This window comes from Sphingomicrobium sp. (assembly GCA_036563485.1).
GTDB lineage: Bacteria > Pseudomonadota > Alphaproteobacteria > Sphingomonadales > Sphingomonadaceae > Sphingomicrobium.
In genome coordinates this window covers 864,840-880,866 of the sequence record DATCMI010000001.1, presented here as the reverse complement: position 1 = coordinate 880,866, position 16,027 = coordinate 864,840, and the positions used below count along the sequence as shown (strand labels likewise).

Here is a 16,027-nt window from a genome sequence, read left to right as displayed (position 1 = left end):
AAATGGACTAAGGCCCTCGACCCATGTCCGAAAGCAACATCAAATATACCGAATCCGAGGCGCTCGACTTCCATTCGCAGGGGCGGCCGGGGAAGCTGGAAATCGTCGCCTCGAAGCCGATGGCGACGCAGCGCGACCTCAGCCTCGCTTATTCGCCTGGCGTCGCGGTGCCGGTGCGCAGGATCGCCGAGGACCCGGGTTGCGCCTACGACTTCACGAGCAAGGGCAATCTCGTCGCGGTGATTTCCAACGGAACCGCGATCCTCGGGCTCGGCAATCTGGGCGCCTTGGCCTCGAAGCCCGTGATGGAAGGCAAGGCGGTGCTGTTCAAGCGCTTCGCCGACGTCGACGCGATCGACCTCGAGCTGAAGACCGAGGATTGCGACAAGTTCATCGACGCGGTCGAGCTTCTCGAACCGAGCTTCGGCGGCATCAACCTCGAGGACATTGCCGCGCCCGACTGCTTCATCATCGAGCAGACGCTGCGCGAGCGGATGAACATTCCGGTCTTCCACGACGACCAGCACGGGACGGCGATCATCACGGCGGCGGGGCTGATCAATGCCTGCCACCTGACGGGCCGCAATCTGGGGGACATCAAGGTGGTGGTGAACGGCGCCGGCGCCGCCGCGATCGCCTGCACCGAGCTCATCAAGGCCATGGGCGTGCGCCACGACAATGTGATCATGTGCGACCGCAAGGGCGTGATTCGCAAAAGCCGGACCGACCTCGACCAGTGGAAGTCGGCCCATGCGGTGGAGACGGACAAGGAGACCTTGGCCGAGGCGCTGGTCGGCGCCGACGTGTTCCTGGGGCTGTCCGCTGCCGGGGCGCTGAAGCCCGAGATGGTCAAGACCATGGCCCAAGAGCCGATCATCTTCGCCATGGCCAATCCGGATCCCGAAATCTGGCCACCTGACGCCAAGGAAGTGCGCCCCGACGCGATCATCGCCACGGGGCGGTCGGACTTCCCGAACCAGGTGAACAACGTCCTTGGCTTCCCGTTCATCTTCCGCGGCGCGCTGGACGTGCGGGCGACGGCGATCAACGATGCGATGAAGATTGCCGCCGCCGAAGCGCTTGCCGAGCTGGCCCGCGAGCCGGTGCCCGAGGAAGTGGCGGCGGCTTATGGAGGGCGCTCGCAGAGCTTCGGCCGCGACTATATCATCCCCGCGCCCTTCGATCCGCGGCTGATGGAGGTCGTCGCTTCGGCGGTCGCCGAAGCCGCGGTGCAAAGCGGCGTTGCGCAGAAGCCGATCGCCAACATGGAAAGCTACCGTCAGGAGCTTCGCGCACGGCTCAACCCAACCGTGGCGGTGATGAGCCTTGCCTATGAAAGCGCGCGCGCCAATCCGATGCGGGTGCTGTTCGCCGAAGGCGAGGAGCCGAACGTGCTCCGCGCGGCAATCGCGTTCAAGGAAGGCGGCTACGGGACGCCGGTGCTGGTCGGGCGCGAGGACGTCTACGACTTGCTCGCCGAGATGGGCGTTGACAATCCGCGCGAGTATGAAGTGCTGAACAGCCGCAATTCGCCGCTGGTCGGGCGCGCCGTCGATTATCTCTATGGCAAGCATCAGCGCGCCGGCATGTTGCAGCGCGAGATCGAGCGGCTCGTCAACCAGGACCGCAATTATTTTGCCGCGGCGATGCTGTCGCTCGGTGAGGCGGACGCGATGATCACCGGCACTACGCGGCCATTCAGCCAGTCGCTGAAGCAAGTCCGAACCGTCATCGACGACGAGCCCGGCGCGACGCCGTTCGGGATCAACGTCGTGGTCGGGCGCGGCCATACGGTGCTGATTGCCGACACTGCGGTGACCGAGCGGCCGACCGCTGAGCAATATGCGGCCATCGCCCTGCGCTCGTCGGCATTCGCGCGGCGGATGGGGCTGGAGCCGCGCGTCGCCTTCACCAGCTACACGACCTTCGGCAACCCGCCCGGCATGCACATCGAGGGCCTGCGCGAGGCGGTGCGGATCCTCGACGGCTTCAAGGCCGACTTCGAATTTGAAGGCGAAATGGCGCCGGATGTCGCGCTGAATTACGAGATGCAGAAGCGCTATTATCCGTTCACGCGCCTGTCCGGCCCGGCGAACATCCTTGTCATGCCGGGCCTGCAGTCGGCGAGCCTTTCGGCGAAGCTGCTGCGCGAGCTGGGCGGGGAAAGCGTGCTTGGGCCCTACATCCTGGGGCTGGAGCGGCCGGTGCAGATCGCGCCGATGACCGCGAGCGCGTCGGACCTGGTGATGCTTGCGGTTCTTGCCGCGGGCGACGCGCAGGCGCGCCAGCAACGGGTCGCCGCGCGGCGCTAGATCCGTTCGACCGAGCTGATCGGCTCGGCATCGCGCAAGGCTGCGATGATGGCGTGAAGGTGCGCCAGATCGTGCACCTCGATGTCGAGGTGGAAGGTCTGGAAGCTGCCGTCGCGATGGACCAGCTGCAGGTTGACGATATTGGCGTGCTTGGCGCCGAGGATGCCCGACATGGTGCCGAGCGCGCCGGGGATGTCGCGAAGGATGATCGCGAGGCGCGCGGCGCCGCCGTCCGAACCTTCGCCCCAAGCAAGGTCGAGCCAATCGGCGTCGATCCCGCTCGCCAGCGTGTCGCAGCCGATCACATGGACTTCGATCTCTTCGTCCTCGCGGCGGAGGCCGACGATGCGGTCGCCGGGAATGGGGTGGCAGCAATCGGCAAGGTGATAGGCAACGCCGGCGGTCAGGCCCTTGATCGAGATGGCCTTACGCTGGCCGATCGGCCGCGGCGCGACGTCGCTGCCCGCTGAACCCGGCGCGAGCGCCTCCATTAGCACTTCGTCGCGCACGCGCTTGCGGGCGATGGCGATCATCAGCTCATCCTGGCTTTCGATCTTCAGCTTCTTCAGCGCTCGCTTCAGCGTCTCTTTCGTGACCTCTTCGGGGAGGCGTTGGACGATCTCGTCGTAGATCTTGCGGCCGAGCTCGATCGTCTCCTCGCGCTCCTTGTGGCGGACGAAGCGGCGAACGCCGGCACGCGCCTTGCCCGTGGCGACGAAGCGCAGCCAGGACGGCTGCGGGTGCTGCGCTTCCGACGCGAGAATTTCGACCTGGTCGCCATTCTCCAGCATGGTGCGCAAGGGAACGACGCGGCCGTTGACCTTGGCGCCGACGGTCCGGTCGCCGAGGTCGGTGTGAACGGCGTAGGCGAAATCGACCGGCGTCGCGCCCTTGGGGAGCTGGATCAGCTCGCCCTTCGGCGTGAAGGCGAAGATCCGGTCCTGGTACATCGCCATCCGGGTGTGCTCGAGCAGCTCTTCGGGGCTGTCGGCATGGTCGAGGATCTCAACGAGGTCGTCGACCCACGGAATGTTCATCTCGCCCTTGGGCTTGCCCTCCTTGTACGCCCAGTGGGCGGCAAGGCCGCGCTCTGCCTGGTCGTGCATGTCGCGGCTGCGGATCTGCACTTCGATCCGCATCTTGGAATCGTGGATGACGGAGGTGTGAAGCGAGCGGTAGCCGTTGCGCTTGGGCGTCGAGATATAATCCTTGAAGCGGCCCGGGACCATCGGCCAGCGGCGGTGGATCAGACCGAGCGCGCGGTAGCAGCCGGCCTCGTCGTCGACGATGATCCTGAAGGCCATGACGTCCGACAATTGTTCGAAGCTGATGTGCCGCTCGGCCATCTTCTTCCAGATCGAAAAGGGGTGCTTCTGGCGGCCGGTGACCTCGGCTTCGAGACCGTTGTCGGCGAGGTAGAGCTGCAGGCCGAGACCGATGCGGTTGACGAGGTCGCCGCCGGCCTCGGTCAGCTGCTTGAGGCGGCGCATGATCGAGGCGAAGGCATCGGGTTCCAGCTCGCCGAACGCCAGCGTCTGCATCTCGGTCATCATCTCGTACATGCCGATCCGCTCGGCGAGCGGCGCATAGATATCCATCGTCTCGCGGGCGATGCGACGGCGCTTGTCCTCATTCTTGATGTGGTGGAGCGTGCGCATGTTGTGGAGCCGGTCGGCGAGCTTCACGAGCAGCACGCGAATGTCGTCGGAAAGCGCGAGCAGGAACTTGCGCAGATTCTCGGCGGCGCGCTCGTTTTCCGACTGCGCCTCGATCTTGCTGAGCTTGGTGACGCCGTCGACGAGCCGCGCGACGTCCTTGCCGAACAGCTTCTCGATCTCCTGCGGCGTCGCGACCGTATCCTCGATCGTGTCGTGGAGAATGGCGGTGGCGATGGTCTGGTCGTCGAGCTTGAGGTCCGTGAGAATGCCCGCGACCTCGATCGGGTGGCTGAAATAGGGATCGCCCGAGGCGCGCTGCTGGTCTCCGTGCGCCTTCATCGAGAAGACATAGGCGCGGTTGATCAGCCCTTCGTCCGCATCCGGATCGTAGGACCGCACCTTTTCGACGAGTTCATATTGGCGCAGCACGCTCCTAAGATGCGGAAGGCTGGCCATTGTGCAAGCGCGAAAGGTCTGCGGGCGCAAAGAATGGTTGCCCGCAGCAACTGTTTTTCAGCAAGAGAATGTGCTTTGTGGCTGCCGAAGGGAGAGACGCGCGCGCCATGGCAGCGGATGGGCTGACGCCTGACATCGACCGTTTCAGGAAAGCGGCGCTGTCGTGCCCGATCGCGGCGGCGGTCGGCATCATCGGCGAGAAGTGGGCGTTCCTGATCCTTCGCGGCGCGTTCAACGGCCTGAGGCATTTCGAGGAATTCCAGGCGGGGCTCGGTATCGCCCGCAACATCCTGTCGGACCGCCTGTCGAAGATGGTCGGCTGCGGGATCCTCGAGCGGAGCAGCGATCCGAACGACAAGCGCAAGGTCATCTATTCGCTGACGGCGAAGGGCGAAGACCTGCTTCCCGTCGTCCTCGCGCTCCGCCAGTGGGGCGAGGAATGGGGCCACGGGAAGATGGAGGTGGTCCTGGCGGACCGCCGCGACGGACTGCCGGTCCGCAAGCTGTGCGTCCAGGCGCATGACGGGCGCGAGCTGAAGCTGCAGGATCTCAGATGGGTCGAGCGCCCCGCCGAGGATCTCGCGACCGCCGCCGAATAGGCCTTATTCCATCGACAGGACGTGGTCGCGCAGCGCGCGGGCGTCGTGAAGCGCGTTGTGCGGCACCTTGCTGTTCGCGGCGGTGCTGAAATTGCTCATCGGGACGAGTTGGAAGGTGGTGTGGCGAAGCTCCACCATGTCGCCTTCGCCGGTGATCATCAGGTTGCAGAATTGCGCAACGTCTTCCGGCCAGTCAGCGAAGATGAGCGGGTCCTGGTCATGACGCAGGTAGCGTTCGAGGGCGTGAGCGGCGTCCTTGCGCGTCAGCCGCGGGCAGGACAGCTGCTCGGGAACCGTGTCGAGATAAGGCACGACGTGGCGCTCGACCCATTCGTTGATAGTGTCGTCGGTCTGGAAGGTCAGATAAAGTTCGTCGCCGTCGTCCGGGACGAGCGCGAGGCTGAGCAGGGCGCCGCCCATCCCGTTATATTCGGTATCGAGGAAATAGCGCATCACCGCCCCACTAGCGGGGCTGGGCGCTCGCGCAAATGTCGGTGGGCAGCGGCTTGCCGCGCCGGCAGCGCTCCTCAGTCGCGCGCGCTTCCCTGCCGCGCCGTTCTTCCTCCTTGCGGATCTCGCGGCCGCGCTTCTGGTCGGCTTCGGCCTGGCTGGTCGTCACGGCATCGACTCCGGCCGAGACCGCTTTCACCGGAAGAGTGACGACATCGACTGCCGTCTTGGCGACGGTTCCGACAACGCAGCCGCCAAGAGCGAGGGGCAGGGCAAGAACTAGTGAACGCATGATGGGAGAGTCGCAGATGTCGGCCCAACCGGCAATGAACGAGGTCACAAATGCATCGCGGCTTCGGCAAGCGCTTCGGCCTGGGCGAGCAGGGTTTCGTCGGCCTCGGCACCCGGCGGCAGCGCTTCGCGGCCGACGATGACCATCAGGGGCACGGCCATCGGGCTGATCCGCTCGAGGGGGACGTGGAGCATGGTCGCCGAGGCGCGGTCGACGAGGCGCACCAGGCGGCCGAGCTCGGTCATGCGGCGGCGGGCATCGTCCCACGCCGCGCGCAGCAGCAGGTGCTCCGGCTCGTAGCGGCGAAGCACGTCGTAGATGAGGTCAGTCGAGAAGCTGACCTGCCGGCCGCTCTTCTTCTTGCCGGGATGGTGGCGCTCGACGAGGCCGCCGATCACGGCGACCTCGCGGAACGCATTCTTGAGCAGCATCGAGCTTTCGACCCAGGTGACGAATTCCTGCTCCAGGATGTCTGCCGAGAAGAGCGATTTGGGGTCGGCGATCGGCTCGAGGCCGTAGCAGGCGAGGCCGTAATCGTTTGCGACGAAGCCGAGCGGCTTCAGGCCCGCACTTTCCATGCGGCGGGTGATCAGCATGCCGAGCGACTGGTGCGCGTTCCAGCCTTCGAAGCTGTAGGCGACCATGTAGTGGCGGCCTTCGTGCGGGAAGGTCTCGACCAGCAGCTGGTGCGGTTCCGGGAGGACCGAGCGTTCCGACTGGACCTCCAGCCATTCGCGCACGTCGTTCGGGAAGCGGTGCCAGTCGTTGCGGTCGCACAGCATGTGGCGGACACGGTTGGCGAGGTGCGTCGACATGCTCATCCGCTGCCCGCCGTAGGTGACGATCCGCGCCTGCTTCGAGGAGGCGTGAACGATCACGTCCGTGTCCTTGAACTGCTCGACTTCGAGGCTGAGGCCCGAGAAGAAGAAATGGTCGCCGGGCGCGAGGGTCGAGGCATAGCCTTCCTCGATGGTGCCGAGCTTGCGCCCGTTGCGGAATCGCACGGTGAGCAACGGCTGTTCGACAATGACCCCGGCGTTCAGGCGGTGCTGCTGCGCGATGGCCGGCGTGGTGATCCGCCAGATACCGCCCGGCTCCGCTACCAGGCGGCGGAAGCGGTCATAGGCTTTGAGCGCGTACCCGCCGGTGGCGATGAAGTTGAGGACTTCCTCGAACGTCTCCTGATTGAGGCCGGCGTACGGCGCCGCGGACTGCACCTCCCTCAGCAACTCGTCCTGCTGGAACGGCTCCGACACGGCCACTGCCAGGATATGCTGGGCAAGCACGTCAAGGGCGCCGGGCCTGAACACCTCCGGGTCGAGTTCGCCGTCGTCGATAGCGTCGAGCGCCGCGCGGGCTTCAAGATATTCGAAGCGGTTGCCGGGTACGATGATGCCCTTGCTCGGCTCGTCGAGGCGGTGGTTGGCCCGGCCGATCCGCTGCAGCAGCCGCGACGAGCCCTTCGGCGCGCCCATCTGGACGACCAGGTCGACGTTGCCCCAGTCGATTCCGAGGTCGAGGCTCGCTGTGGCCACAAGGCCGCGCAGCTTGCCTGCCGCCATCGCATTCTCAACCTTGCGGCGGGCTTCGACGGCGAGGCTGCCGTGGTGGATGCCAATCGGCAGGGCATTGTCGTTCACCGCCCAAAGGTCCTGGAAGATCAGCTCGGCAAGGCTTCGCGTGTTGCAGAAGACGAGCGTCGTCTTGTGCTGCTCGATAAGCTTCATCACCTCCCGCGCGGCATGCCGTCCGGAGTGGCCCGCCCAGGGAATCCGGTTCTCGGGGATGAGGATCGACAGGTCCGGGTTGGCGCCCCGCTCGCCGAGAACCACATCGACCAGTTCCATGTCTGCGTCAGGCGCGAGCCAGGAGCGGTAGGCGTCGGGATCGCTGATCGTCGCCGACAGGCCGACGCGGCGAAGCCCCGGCGCGAGCTTCTGAAGCCGGGCAATGGACAGCGCCAGCAGGTCGCCGCGCTTTTCCTTGGCGAAACCGTGAAGCTCGTCGACGATGATCGACTTGAGGCCTGCGAACATCTGCGCCGCGTCGGGGTAGCTGAGCAGCAGGCTCAGCGATTCCGGCGTGATCAGCAGCACTTGCGGGGGCTTGAGCCGCTGGCGCAGCTTGCGGTCGGACGGCGTGTCGCCGGTCCGCGTCTCCACCCGGATCGGCAGCGCCATCTCCTCGACCGGGCCGATGAGGTTGCGCTGCACGTCGACGGCGAGCGCCTTGAGCGGCGAGACGTAGAGCGTGTGCAGGCCTTCGCTGGGTTGCTCGGCCAAGTCGCAGATGGTCGGCAGGAAACCGGCCAGCGTCTTGCCCGCGCCGGTTGCCGCGACGAGCAGCGCGCTTCGGCCGCGGCGCGCCAGCTCAAGCATCTCGAGCTGGTGCCGGCGGGGGCGCCAGCCCTTTTCGTCAAACCAGCGCTGAACGACTGGCGGAAGGCCGGTCAGAGGTCGTCGGTCCCCTCGCGGCGGCGAATCTCTTCCTTGCGGTAGACTTCGCTGGCGCCACGCTCGGCGGTGCCGTCGCGCCTCTTGTCGGCGGCATTGTTCGTCCGTGACCGCATCACCAGCCAGATGAGGACGATCAGCAGGACCGCCGGCCCGATTATGCTCATCAGCCAGAAATTCGCCTGATCCATCGCGCGCTTTCCTCCATTTCGCGGGAACCTTGCCGGTCCTTCGCCCTATATACGCTCCGATGGCGCGATTGGGTTCCTGGATCAAAGCACAGCCGGAGGGCATCTATGTCGAGCCGGCCGATGCGTGGATCGACCCGTCGGAGCCCAAGGCCAAGGCGCTGGTCACGCACGGCCATGCCGACCACGCGCGCGGCGGGCACGGCGCGGTGCTGGCGACGCCCGAGACTCTGGCGATCATGGGCGTTCGCTATGGGCCGCAATCGGGACAGCCGATCGCTTATGGCAAAAGCATCCGCTTGGGGTCTGTCGAGGTCAGCTTCGTGCCGGCCGGCCATGTCCTCGGCTCGGCCCAGATCGTGCTCGAGTACAAAGGCGAGCGGATCGTGGTGTCGGGCGATTACAAAAGGCGGCCGGACCCGACCTGCCCGCCGTTCGTGCCGGTGCCCTGCGATGTCTTCATCACCGAGGCGACGTTCGGGCTGCCGGTGTTCCGCCATCCGGATACGGGAAGCGAAATCGACCGGCTGCTCCACCGCCTCCATTCCGATCCCAGCCGGTGCGTGCTGGTCGGCGCTTATGCGCTCGGCAAGGCGCAGCGGATTATCATGGAGCTGCGCGGGCGCGGCCACGACGCACCGATCTACGTCCACGGCGCGCTGGAGCGGCTGAACCAGCTTTATTTTGATCATGGCGTCGCGCTCGGCGAACTCCGCCACACCGGCGAGGCGACGAAGCAGGAGATGGCGGGCCATGTGGTGATCGCACCGCCGGGACAGCTCAACGACCGCTGGTCGCGGCGGCTGCCGGATCCGGTGACGGCGATGGCCTCAGGCTGGATGCGGATCCGGCAGCGGGCTCGGCAGCGCAATGTCGAGCTGCCGCTGGTCATTTCCGACCATGCCGACTGGGACGAGCTGACCACGACCATCCGCGAGCTGAAGCCGCGCGAAGTGTGGATCACGCACGGGCGCGAAGACGCTTTGAAGCATTGGTGCATGACCCACCAGATCAAGGCGTGCGAGCTCAACCTCGTCGGTTACGAGGACGAGGATGATTAAGCGGGCGCGCGCCGCTAGAGCGCGGCGATGCAGCCCGGCGCCCCCGAACGCTTCGATGCGATAATCCTCGGCGCCGGCGGCGCCGGGATGATGTGCGCGGCGGTGGCGGGGCAACGCGGACGGCGCGTCCTGCTGGTCGACCATGCCGATGCGCCGGGGAAGAAGATCCTGATCTCCGGCGGCGGTCGCTGCAATTTCACCAACATCCACGCGGCGCCCGACCGCTATCTCTCGGCCAACCCGCACTTCATGAAGTCGGCGCTCGGCCGCTACACGGCTGCCGATTTCATCGCGCTCGTCGATGCTTACGGGATCGCCCGGCACGAGAAGACATTGGGGCAGCTCTTCTGCGACGGCTCGGCGCGGCAGATCGTCGCGATGCTGCTGGCGGAGTGCGAGAAGGGCGGGGTGACGCTCCAGCTCGGTGCGCCGGTGCGTGACGTGGAGCACGCCGACGGACATTTCCGGGTGACGGCGGGGAATCGCGTTGCACTGGCGCCGGCCCTGGTGATTGCGACCGGAGGCCCGTCCATCCCGAAGCTTGGCGCGACGGGCTTCGCTTACGACCTCGCGCGCAAGTTCGGCCTGAAGGTCGTCGAACCGCGGCCCGCTTTGGTTCCGCTGACGCTTGCCGGCGACCAACTGCTGTTCCGCGAACTGTCCGGAGTCGCGACCGACGTGGTCGCCCGCGCAGGCGGCGCGAGCTTCCGCGAGGCGGCGCTGTTCACGCACCGCGGGCTCTCCGGGCCGGCGATCCTGCAGGTCTCCTCCTACTGGAGGCCCGGAGAAGAGGTTGCGGTCGATTTCCTGCCCGATGTGGAGAGCGGCTGGCTCATGGGCGCGAAGCGGGCTCGGCCGCGATCAGAGTTGGGCGCCGTCCTTCGGACGATGCTTCCGACGCGCTTGGCGGATACGCTGGTTGAGCGGCTTGGGCTCGCCGGCGACCTCGGTAACTTGCCCGACAAACGCCTCGAAGAAGCGGAACGGCGCCTTTCTGACTGGCGGTTCCTGCCGAACGGCACCGAAGGCTTTGCCAAGGCCGAGGTGACGGTCGGCGGGATCGCCACGGACGGACTGTCGTCAAAGACGATGGAAGCGAGCCGGGTGCCCGGCCTCTACGCCGTCGGCGAAGCGGTGGACGTGACCGGCTGGCTCGGCGGCTACAATTTTCAGTGGGCGTGGGCGAGCGGCTGGGCCGCTGCTCAGGCGATCTGACGCGCGGCGCGGCGGAACAGCCAGGCCGAGCCGAGGAATAGCATCACGAAGATTGACGTGCCCACCGCTTCCACGACCGGGCGGACCATCGGTTCGTCGCGTGGCCCCAACTCGGCGATCAGGAAGGCGATCACCATCACGGCAGCAGTGGTCAGCGACGCACGGGCCATGCCGTCGGCCCGCAGCTTGGCGCCGATCGCCCCGCCGACGCCCATCAGGACGGCGATGAAGAAGAGCATGTTGTTCGGATTGTCCTCGCTGCCGACGATCCCGACGGCAAGGTTGACCCAGATGGTCAGCAGACTGCCGAGCAGGGCCAGCGCAAGCGCGATGCGGTATGTCCAGTTCTTCGAGATGCGAACGCCGAGTTCGAGAAGCCCGCCGATGATCGCGAACATGACGCCGGCGAAGATGAAGTCGCCGACGCTCCAGTCGACGCCGCTGTCGGTGAACTGCATCGCGAAGAATGGGAGCGACAAGAGGACCACGGCACCGCCCCAGCCGATCACTCGCCAGGGGATGTTGCGGAGCGCTCCGCCGGTTCCGATCGTATCGTTCATGTCTTGCCTCCGAGTTCGAATGTGGGTTCACTTTGCGCGCGCGCCCGGTGAACGGCATGAGCAAGCGATGAGGATCTGCTGAAAAGTGACGCCGGGGAGCTTCCGTTTCGACAATTTCGTGCTGGATTCGGGCGACCGCCAGCTGCTGCGCGATGGCCAGCCGGTGGAGTTGAACAGCCGCTATCTCGACGCGCTGGGGCTGCTGGTGCGGGAGCAGGGCCGGCTGGTGTCCAAGGACCGGTTCATGGACGAAGTCTGGCGCGGCGTGCCGGTGACGGATGAAGCGCTGACGCAGTGCATCCGGACCTTGCGCCGGCAACTCGGCGACGACGTTTCGAGGCCGCGCTTCATCGAGACGGTGCCCAAGCATGGCTACCGCTTCATTGCCGACGTCCAGCCGGCCGCTGAGGCGCCGAGCGCGACCCCGACGCGCTCGACGAAAGATTGGGCGAAGGTCGGCGCTCTCGGCGGCGCGGCGACGGTCGGCGGCGGGATGGCAGGATTCATCGGCGGCTTGATCTACGGCTTTGCGGCCGCATCGCATCCGGATGCCGGGGCAGGCGCCTTGTCGATCCTGCTGGTTGTCCAGTGCCTGAGCATCGCCGTGGCGATGATGGGCGGCGCGGGAGTCGGCTTCGGGATCGCGCTTGCGGGGACGAGCGACTGGCGCCGCAGCGTCCTCGGCGGCGCGCTGGGCGGGCTGTTCGTCGGAGGCCTGGTGAAGCTGCTCGGCATCGACGCTTTCCACTTGCTGTTCGGTGAGGCGCCTTCGGGGATCACCGGGGGGATGGAAGGCGCGCTGCTCGGCGCCGCCGTCGGGCTTGGCGTCTGGTACGCAATGCGCGGCGACATCTCGCTTCGGCGCGGTGCAGCCGTTTCGGCGCTCGTGGGAGCCAGTGCGGGGCTCGTCATCCCCTTGCTTGGCGGAACGCTGATGGCCGGGAGCCTCGACCTGCTCGCCCATACGTTCCAGGATTCGAGCTTGCGGCTCGACTCCATGTCAGGACTGTTCGGCGATCATGGCTTCGGCCTGACGACACGGCTGGTGACCGGAGCGCTCGAGGGTGCGCTGTTCGCGGGCTGCGTCGCAGCAGCCGTGAAGCTCGCCAGCCGGGGCATGATCTCGCGCGGCTGAGTGCCGAACGCGGGCGGTCCGTCGTTGGCCACCCGAAACGCCCGCAACTGACGGCACTTGCGGCTCGTTCCTTTTGCAACTGACGAAAGGAGAGTCGACATGCGCGATGATATCGTTCGCGACGGTCCCATGACCGAAGCACCCATGCGCGCGCCGGACGACAACCGGCCAGCAGCGGCCGGTGAGAGTAGCGCGTTCAAGTTCGAAAACAGACATGACCCGATCGACCGGCAGCATATCAGAGGCGAGGAGGAGAGCCTGCCGGACCTGCTTCGCAACCTGGTCCACCAAGGCAGCCATTTGGCCGAAAAGCAGACCAAGCTGGTCGAGTCCGAGGTGCGTGCCGCGACCACGGACTTGAAGGAATCGATCGGCGCCATGGCCGGGGCCGGCGTGGTCGGCATTGGCGGGCTTGGCGTGCTGCTGATGGGCATTTCGTTCGCCCTGGGCACCATGATGCCGCTGTGGCTGGCGACGATGATCGTCGCGGCTGCGACGCTCGCCGGCGCTTATGCGATGTTCGCCGCCGGCAAGCGCAAGCTTCAGTCGAAATCACTCACCATGGACCGCACCCGCCACACGCTCGAGCGTGCGCCGGCGGCCATGTCCGGACAGGAAAAGGGAATGCACAATGGCCGCTAATATGAACCAGGACCCGCAGACGCTGGAGCGCGACATCGAGCGCACGCAGGACGCTATCGGCGATACGATCGACAAGATCGAGGAGAAGCTGAACCCGAGCGACATCGTCGACAGCCTCGTCAGCGGCAATGGCGCCGACAATGCCAAGACGGTGTGGAGAATCGCGAAGGAAAACCCGGTTCCGGTGGCGCTGATCGCGATCGGCGCGGGCTGGCTGTTCGCCACCTCGCAGACGCCGATGATCCGCGACGTGCGGCAGCGGTTCGTCGGCAATTTCGGCGGCGGCGGAAGCGACAAGATGCGGCTTCGTCCCCGGTCGGAAGAGCCGGCGCCGATCGGCCCGCCTCCGCCGACGGGAGAGACGTTCGACCGGCGCGCCATCTAACGCGTCGTTATTCCGTTCTTGCGGGCACCTGTTTGATTTCGAACAGGTGCCCGTCGGGGCTCCTGAAACATTGCCAGGCGTGGCCGTTCCAGCTTCCCGCCTCGCCGACCAGTTCGACGCCCGCCCCGATCAGCTCCTGGCGCGCCGCTTCGAAGTCCTCGACCTCGAAGGCGATGGTGGGCTGTCGATACAGCTCGCTGCTTCTATGTTTAGGCCCGAAGATCTCGAGCAGGGCGCCTTCGCCTACGGCCAGATGTGCCACCTCGTCGCCTTGTAAGGTGACCTTCAGTCCCAGCACGTCGGTGAAAAAGGCGAGCGTCCGGTCGAAGTCGCCAGTGCCGATCCCGACCCATGGGAAGCCGTTGACCTTCAATGGGCGGCTTCCGTCCGCTCGACCCCCGACTTTGCTAGCTGCTCATCGATTTGGCCAACGAGCCGCTCGAGGCCCGCCTGCTCGGCCGCTTCGGCCCGGGCGACCAGCACGTCCTGCGTGTTCGACGCGCGAAGGAGCCACCAGCCGTCGCCGGTGCTGACGCGGACACCGTCGGTGGCGTCCACTTTGGCGCCGTCCGCCGACAGCCGGTCGCGCACTTCCTCGATGATCGCGAACTTGCGCGATTCGTCGACCTGGAAGCGCAGTTCTGGCGTGCTGCTGGTCTGCGGCATGGCGTCCATCAACTCGGTCAGGCTCTTGCCCGACTGCGACACCGCTTCGATCAAGCGGACCGCGGCGTAGAGGGCGTCGTCGAAGCCGTACCAGCGATGCTTGAAGAAGATGTGTCCGCTCATTTCGCCGGCGAGCGGCGCGCCGGTTTCCTTCATCTTCGACTTGATGAGGCTGTGCCCGGTCTTCCACATGAGCGGGTTGCCGCCGAGCTCCGCGACCCGGTCGAACAGCACCTGGCTCGCCTTCACGTCGGCAATGATCGTGCTGCCCGGCTCCTCGCGGAGCACCGCTTCGGCGAGGATGGCGAGAAGCTGGTCGCCCCAGACGACGCGGCCCTTGCCGTCCACCGCGCCGATCCGGTCGCCGTCGCCGTCGAAGGCGATGCCGAAGTCGCACTGCTCGCGGGCGACGAGTTCCTTCAGGTCGGCGAGGTTCTTTTCGACGGTTGGATCGGGGTGGTGGTTGGGGAAGGTGCCGTCGACATCGGTGTAGAGCGTGAAATGCTGGCCCGGCAGGCGGCTGACCAGCATGTCGAGGATCGGCCCCGCGGCGCCATTGCCCGCGTCCCAGCCGATGCGGAACGGATTGCCGGAAAAGCCTTCGAGCAGCCGGTCGACATAAGCGGCGCGGACGTCGACCTCCTCGACCCCGCCCTTGCCGTCGGACCAGCGGCCGAGCCGGGCGCGCTCGCCGATGCCCTGGATCTCCTCGCCGAAAACCGAGCGGCTTTTCAGCAGCATCTTGAACCCGTTGTAGTCGGACGGGTTGTGGCTTCCCGTCACCTGAATGCCGCCGTCGACGTCGAGATAATAAGTCGCGAAGTAGAGCATCGGCGAAGGGCCCATGCCGACCTGGATGACATCGATCCCGCCTTCATTGAGGCCGCGGATCAGCGCCATTTCGAGCATGCCGCTGTGGGTGCGGCCGTCGCGGCCGACGGCGATGCGCTTGGCGCCTTCGTCAGTGGCGATCGCCGCATAGGTGCGGCCGAGCGCGTAGGCGTCGGCCTCGTTCAGCGTGTCTCCGACGATTCCGCGAATGTCATATTCGCGAAGGATGGTGCGATTGAAGCTGTGGGTCATCGCCCGTGCGAACACACGAAACGGGCGCTTTGTTCAACCCCGAAGGATCAGGCGGCCTCGCGCTCGCTGGCGTCGGGGATGGCGAGGCCGGCGATCATCTCGCGAAGCTCCTGCCGGGCGGTGATGTGGGCGATGCCGACATCGCCGAGCTGCGGCAGGTCGAGAAGCGTCAGGCCCTTGGGGAACAGCTCGCGGTAGATGACGCGTTCGCCGAGGCCGGGAATGACGCGGAAGCCGACGCGGCGGGCTAGCTCGTCCAGCGCGGCGCCGACGCGCTTCAGGTTATGCGATTCGATGTGCTGCAGGCGGTTGCGCAGAACCACCCAATCGACGCTCTTGCCGGTCTGCTTGGCGCGCGCCGTGCGGCTGTTCCAGATCAGCTCGGCATAGAAGCTCGGCCGGGTGATCTTGAAATTTTCCGGGTGGACCTGGCCGATCAGGTCGAGGTCGACGAAGCTGTCGTTCATCGGCGTGACGAGCGTGTCGGCGCGAAGGATCGCGGCCTTCGCGATCTCGTCGTCACGGCCGGGCGTGTCGACGACGACCACGTCCGCGACTGCGGACAGTCGGTCGAGCGCGGCCGACAGGGCTTCTTCCGAATGGTCCTGCAGGACTTCGTAAGTCGCCTGCGGAAGGTTGGTGTCGAGCCGGCGCATGGTCGCGTCGCGGTTCTCGAGATAGCGGGTCATCGTCCGCTGGCGGCTGTCGAGGTCGAGGGCGCCGACGCGGTGCCCGGACGCTGCAAGCGCGATGGCGGTGTGGACCGCGGTCGTGGACTTCCCAGTCCCGCCCTTTTCATTGGCGAAGACGATGAAATGCGGCTGGCTCATGCTTGATATTTCCCCCGGCGCATGTGCAAGCGCCGCCCGACG

General features: G+C 66.2%; 16 protein-coding genes. 7 read left to right on the top strand and 9 right to left on the bottom strand.

The annotated features are described in order from the left end of the window. Positions 1 to 23 precede the first annotated feature (23 nt). Entirely contained in the window at positions 24 to 2,312 is a 2,289-nt protein-coding gene (locus tag VIL42_04620; protein ID HEY8592134.1) for an NADP-dependent malic enzyme, read from the top strand. Here VIL42_04620 and VIL42_04615 read toward each other — a convergent pair. Then, complete coding sequence (locus VIL42_04615) at positions 2,309 to 4,399, bottom strand: bifunctional (p)ppGpp synthetase/guanosine-3',5'-bis(diphosphate) 3'-pyrophosphohydrolase (GenBank protein ID HEY8592133.1); 2,091 nt, start codon at positions 4,397 to 4,399, stop codon at positions 2,309 to 2,311. The two genes, VIL42_04620 and VIL42_04615, sit on opposite strands and share 4 nt — an antisense overlap. Positions 4,400 to 4,503: 104 nt before the next feature. Between VIL42_04615 and VIL42_04610 the strand changes: the two genes are divergently transcribed. Then, positions 4,504 to 5,025: a helix-turn-helix domain-containing protein gene (locus tag VIL42_04610; GenBank protein ID HEY8592132.1), complete on the top strand. Its 522-nt coding sequence runs from the start codon at positions 4,504 to 4,506 to the stop codon at positions 5,023 to 5,025. Positions 5,026 to 5,028: 3 nt separating this feature from the next. Here VIL42_04610 and VIL42_04605 read toward each other — a convergent pair whose 3' ends face one another. Genes VIL42_04605 through VIL42_04590 form a run of 4 tightly spaced genes read right to left on the bottom strand, consistent with a single transcriptional unit; the run spans position 5,029 to position 8,411 of the window. After that, the gene (locus tag VIL42_04605) at positions 5,029 to 5,478 is read right to left on the bottom strand and encodes a hypothetical protein (GenBank protein HEY8592131.1); all 450 of its coding nucleotides are present in this window, start codon (positions 5,476 to 5,478) and stop codon (positions 5,029 to 5,031) included. Positions 5,479 to 5,488: 10 nt separating this feature from the next. Continuing rightward, a complete protein-coding gene (locus tag VIL42_04600) occupies positions 5,489 to 5,767 on the bottom strand; it encodes a hypothetical protein (GenBank protein ID HEY8592130.1) in 279 nt (92 codons plus the stop codon). A gap of 44 nt (positions 5,768 to 5,811) precedes the next feature. Next, entirely contained in the window at positions 5,812 to 8,220 is a 2,409-nt protein-coding gene (locus VIL42_04595) for a ligase-associated DNA damage response DEXH box helicase (GenBank protein ID HEY8592129.1), read from the bottom strand. Further along, positions 8,217 to 8,411 (bottom strand): hypothetical protein, encoded by a 195-nt coding sequence (locus VIL42_04590; protein ID HEY8592128.1) that lies wholly within the window; start codon positions 8,409 to 8,411, stop codon positions 8,217 to 8,219. The genes VIL42_04595 and VIL42_04590 overlap by 4 nt, the downstream gene beginning before the upstream one ends. A 59-nt stretch (positions 8,412 to 8,470) precedes the next feature. Between VIL42_04590 and VIL42_04585 the strand changes: the two genes are divergently transcribed. Next, a complete protein-coding gene (locus VIL42_04585) occupies positions 8,471 to 9,469 on the top strand; it encodes a ligase-associated DNA damage response exonuclease (protein ID HEY8592127.1) in 999 nt (332 codons plus the stop codon). A gap of 27 nt (positions 9,470 to 9,496) precedes the next feature. Then, a complete protein-coding gene (locus VIL42_04580; GenBank protein ID HEY8592126.1) occupies positions 9,497 to 10,684 on the top strand; it encodes an NAD(P)/FAD-dependent oxidoreductase in 1,188 nt (395 codons plus the stop codon). Here VIL42_04580 and VIL42_04575 read toward each other — a convergent pair. After that, complete coding sequence (locus VIL42_04575) at positions 10,672 to 11,244, bottom strand: hypothetical protein (GenBank protein ID HEY8592125.1); 573 nt, start codon at positions 11,242 to 11,244, stop codon at positions 10,672 to 10,674. The genes VIL42_04580 and VIL42_04575 overlap by 13 nt on opposite strands. Before the next feature lie 85 nt (positions 11,245 to 11,329). On the opposite strand from VIL42_04575, the gene VIL42_04570 reads away from it, so the two are divergent. The 3 genes from VIL42_04570 (at position 11,330) to VIL42_04560 (ending at position 13,406) form a co-directional block, all read left to right on the top strand. Further along, the gene (locus VIL42_04570; GenBank protein ID HEY8592124.1) at positions 11,330 to 12,379 is read left to right on the top strand and encodes a winged helix-turn-helix domain-containing protein; all 1,050 of its coding nucleotides are present in this window, start codon (positions 11,330 to 11,332) and stop codon (positions 12,377 to 12,379) included. Between the two features lie 99 nt (positions 12,380 to 12,478). Beyond that, positions 12,479 to 13,021, top strand: coding sequence for a phage holin family protein (locus tag VIL42_04565; GenBank protein HEY8592123.1), 543 nt, complete (start codon positions 12,479 to 12,481; stop codon positions 13,019 to 13,021). After that, the gene (locus VIL42_04560) at positions 13,011 to 13,406 is read left to right on the top strand and encodes a DUF3618 domain-containing protein (protein ID HEY8592122.1); all 396 of its coding nucleotides are present in this window, start codon (positions 13,011 to 13,013) and stop codon (positions 13,404 to 13,406) included. The genes VIL42_04565 and VIL42_04560 overlap by 11 nt, the downstream gene beginning before the upstream one ends. Positions 13,407 to 13,413: 7 nt before the next feature. On the opposite strand, the gene VIL42_04555 is transcribed toward VIL42_04560, so the two are convergent. The 3 genes from VIL42_04555 to VIL42_04545 are packed head-to-tail and all read right to left on the bottom strand — an operon-like array spanning position 13,414 to position 15,985. Further along, positions 13,414 to 13,779, bottom strand: a complete 366-nt coding sequence (locus VIL42_04555; protein ID HEY8592121.1) for a VOC family protein — start codon at positions 13,777 to 13,779, stop codon at positions 13,414 to 13,416. Beyond that, entirely contained in the window at positions 13,776 to 15,155 is a 1,380-nt protein-coding gene (locus VIL42_04550; protein ID HEY8592120.1) for a phosphomannomutase/phosphoglucomutase, read from the bottom strand. Before VIL42_04550 ends, VIL42_04555 begins: the two co-directional genes overlap by 4 nt. Positions 15,156 to 15,202: 47 nt before the next feature. Continuing rightward, positions 15,203 to 15,985, bottom strand: a complete 783-nt coding sequence (locus VIL42_04545; protein ID HEY8592119.1) for a division plane positioning ATPase MipZ — start codon at positions 15,983 to 15,985, stop codon at positions 15,203 to 15,205. Positions 15,986 to 16,027 lie beyond the last annotated feature (42 nt).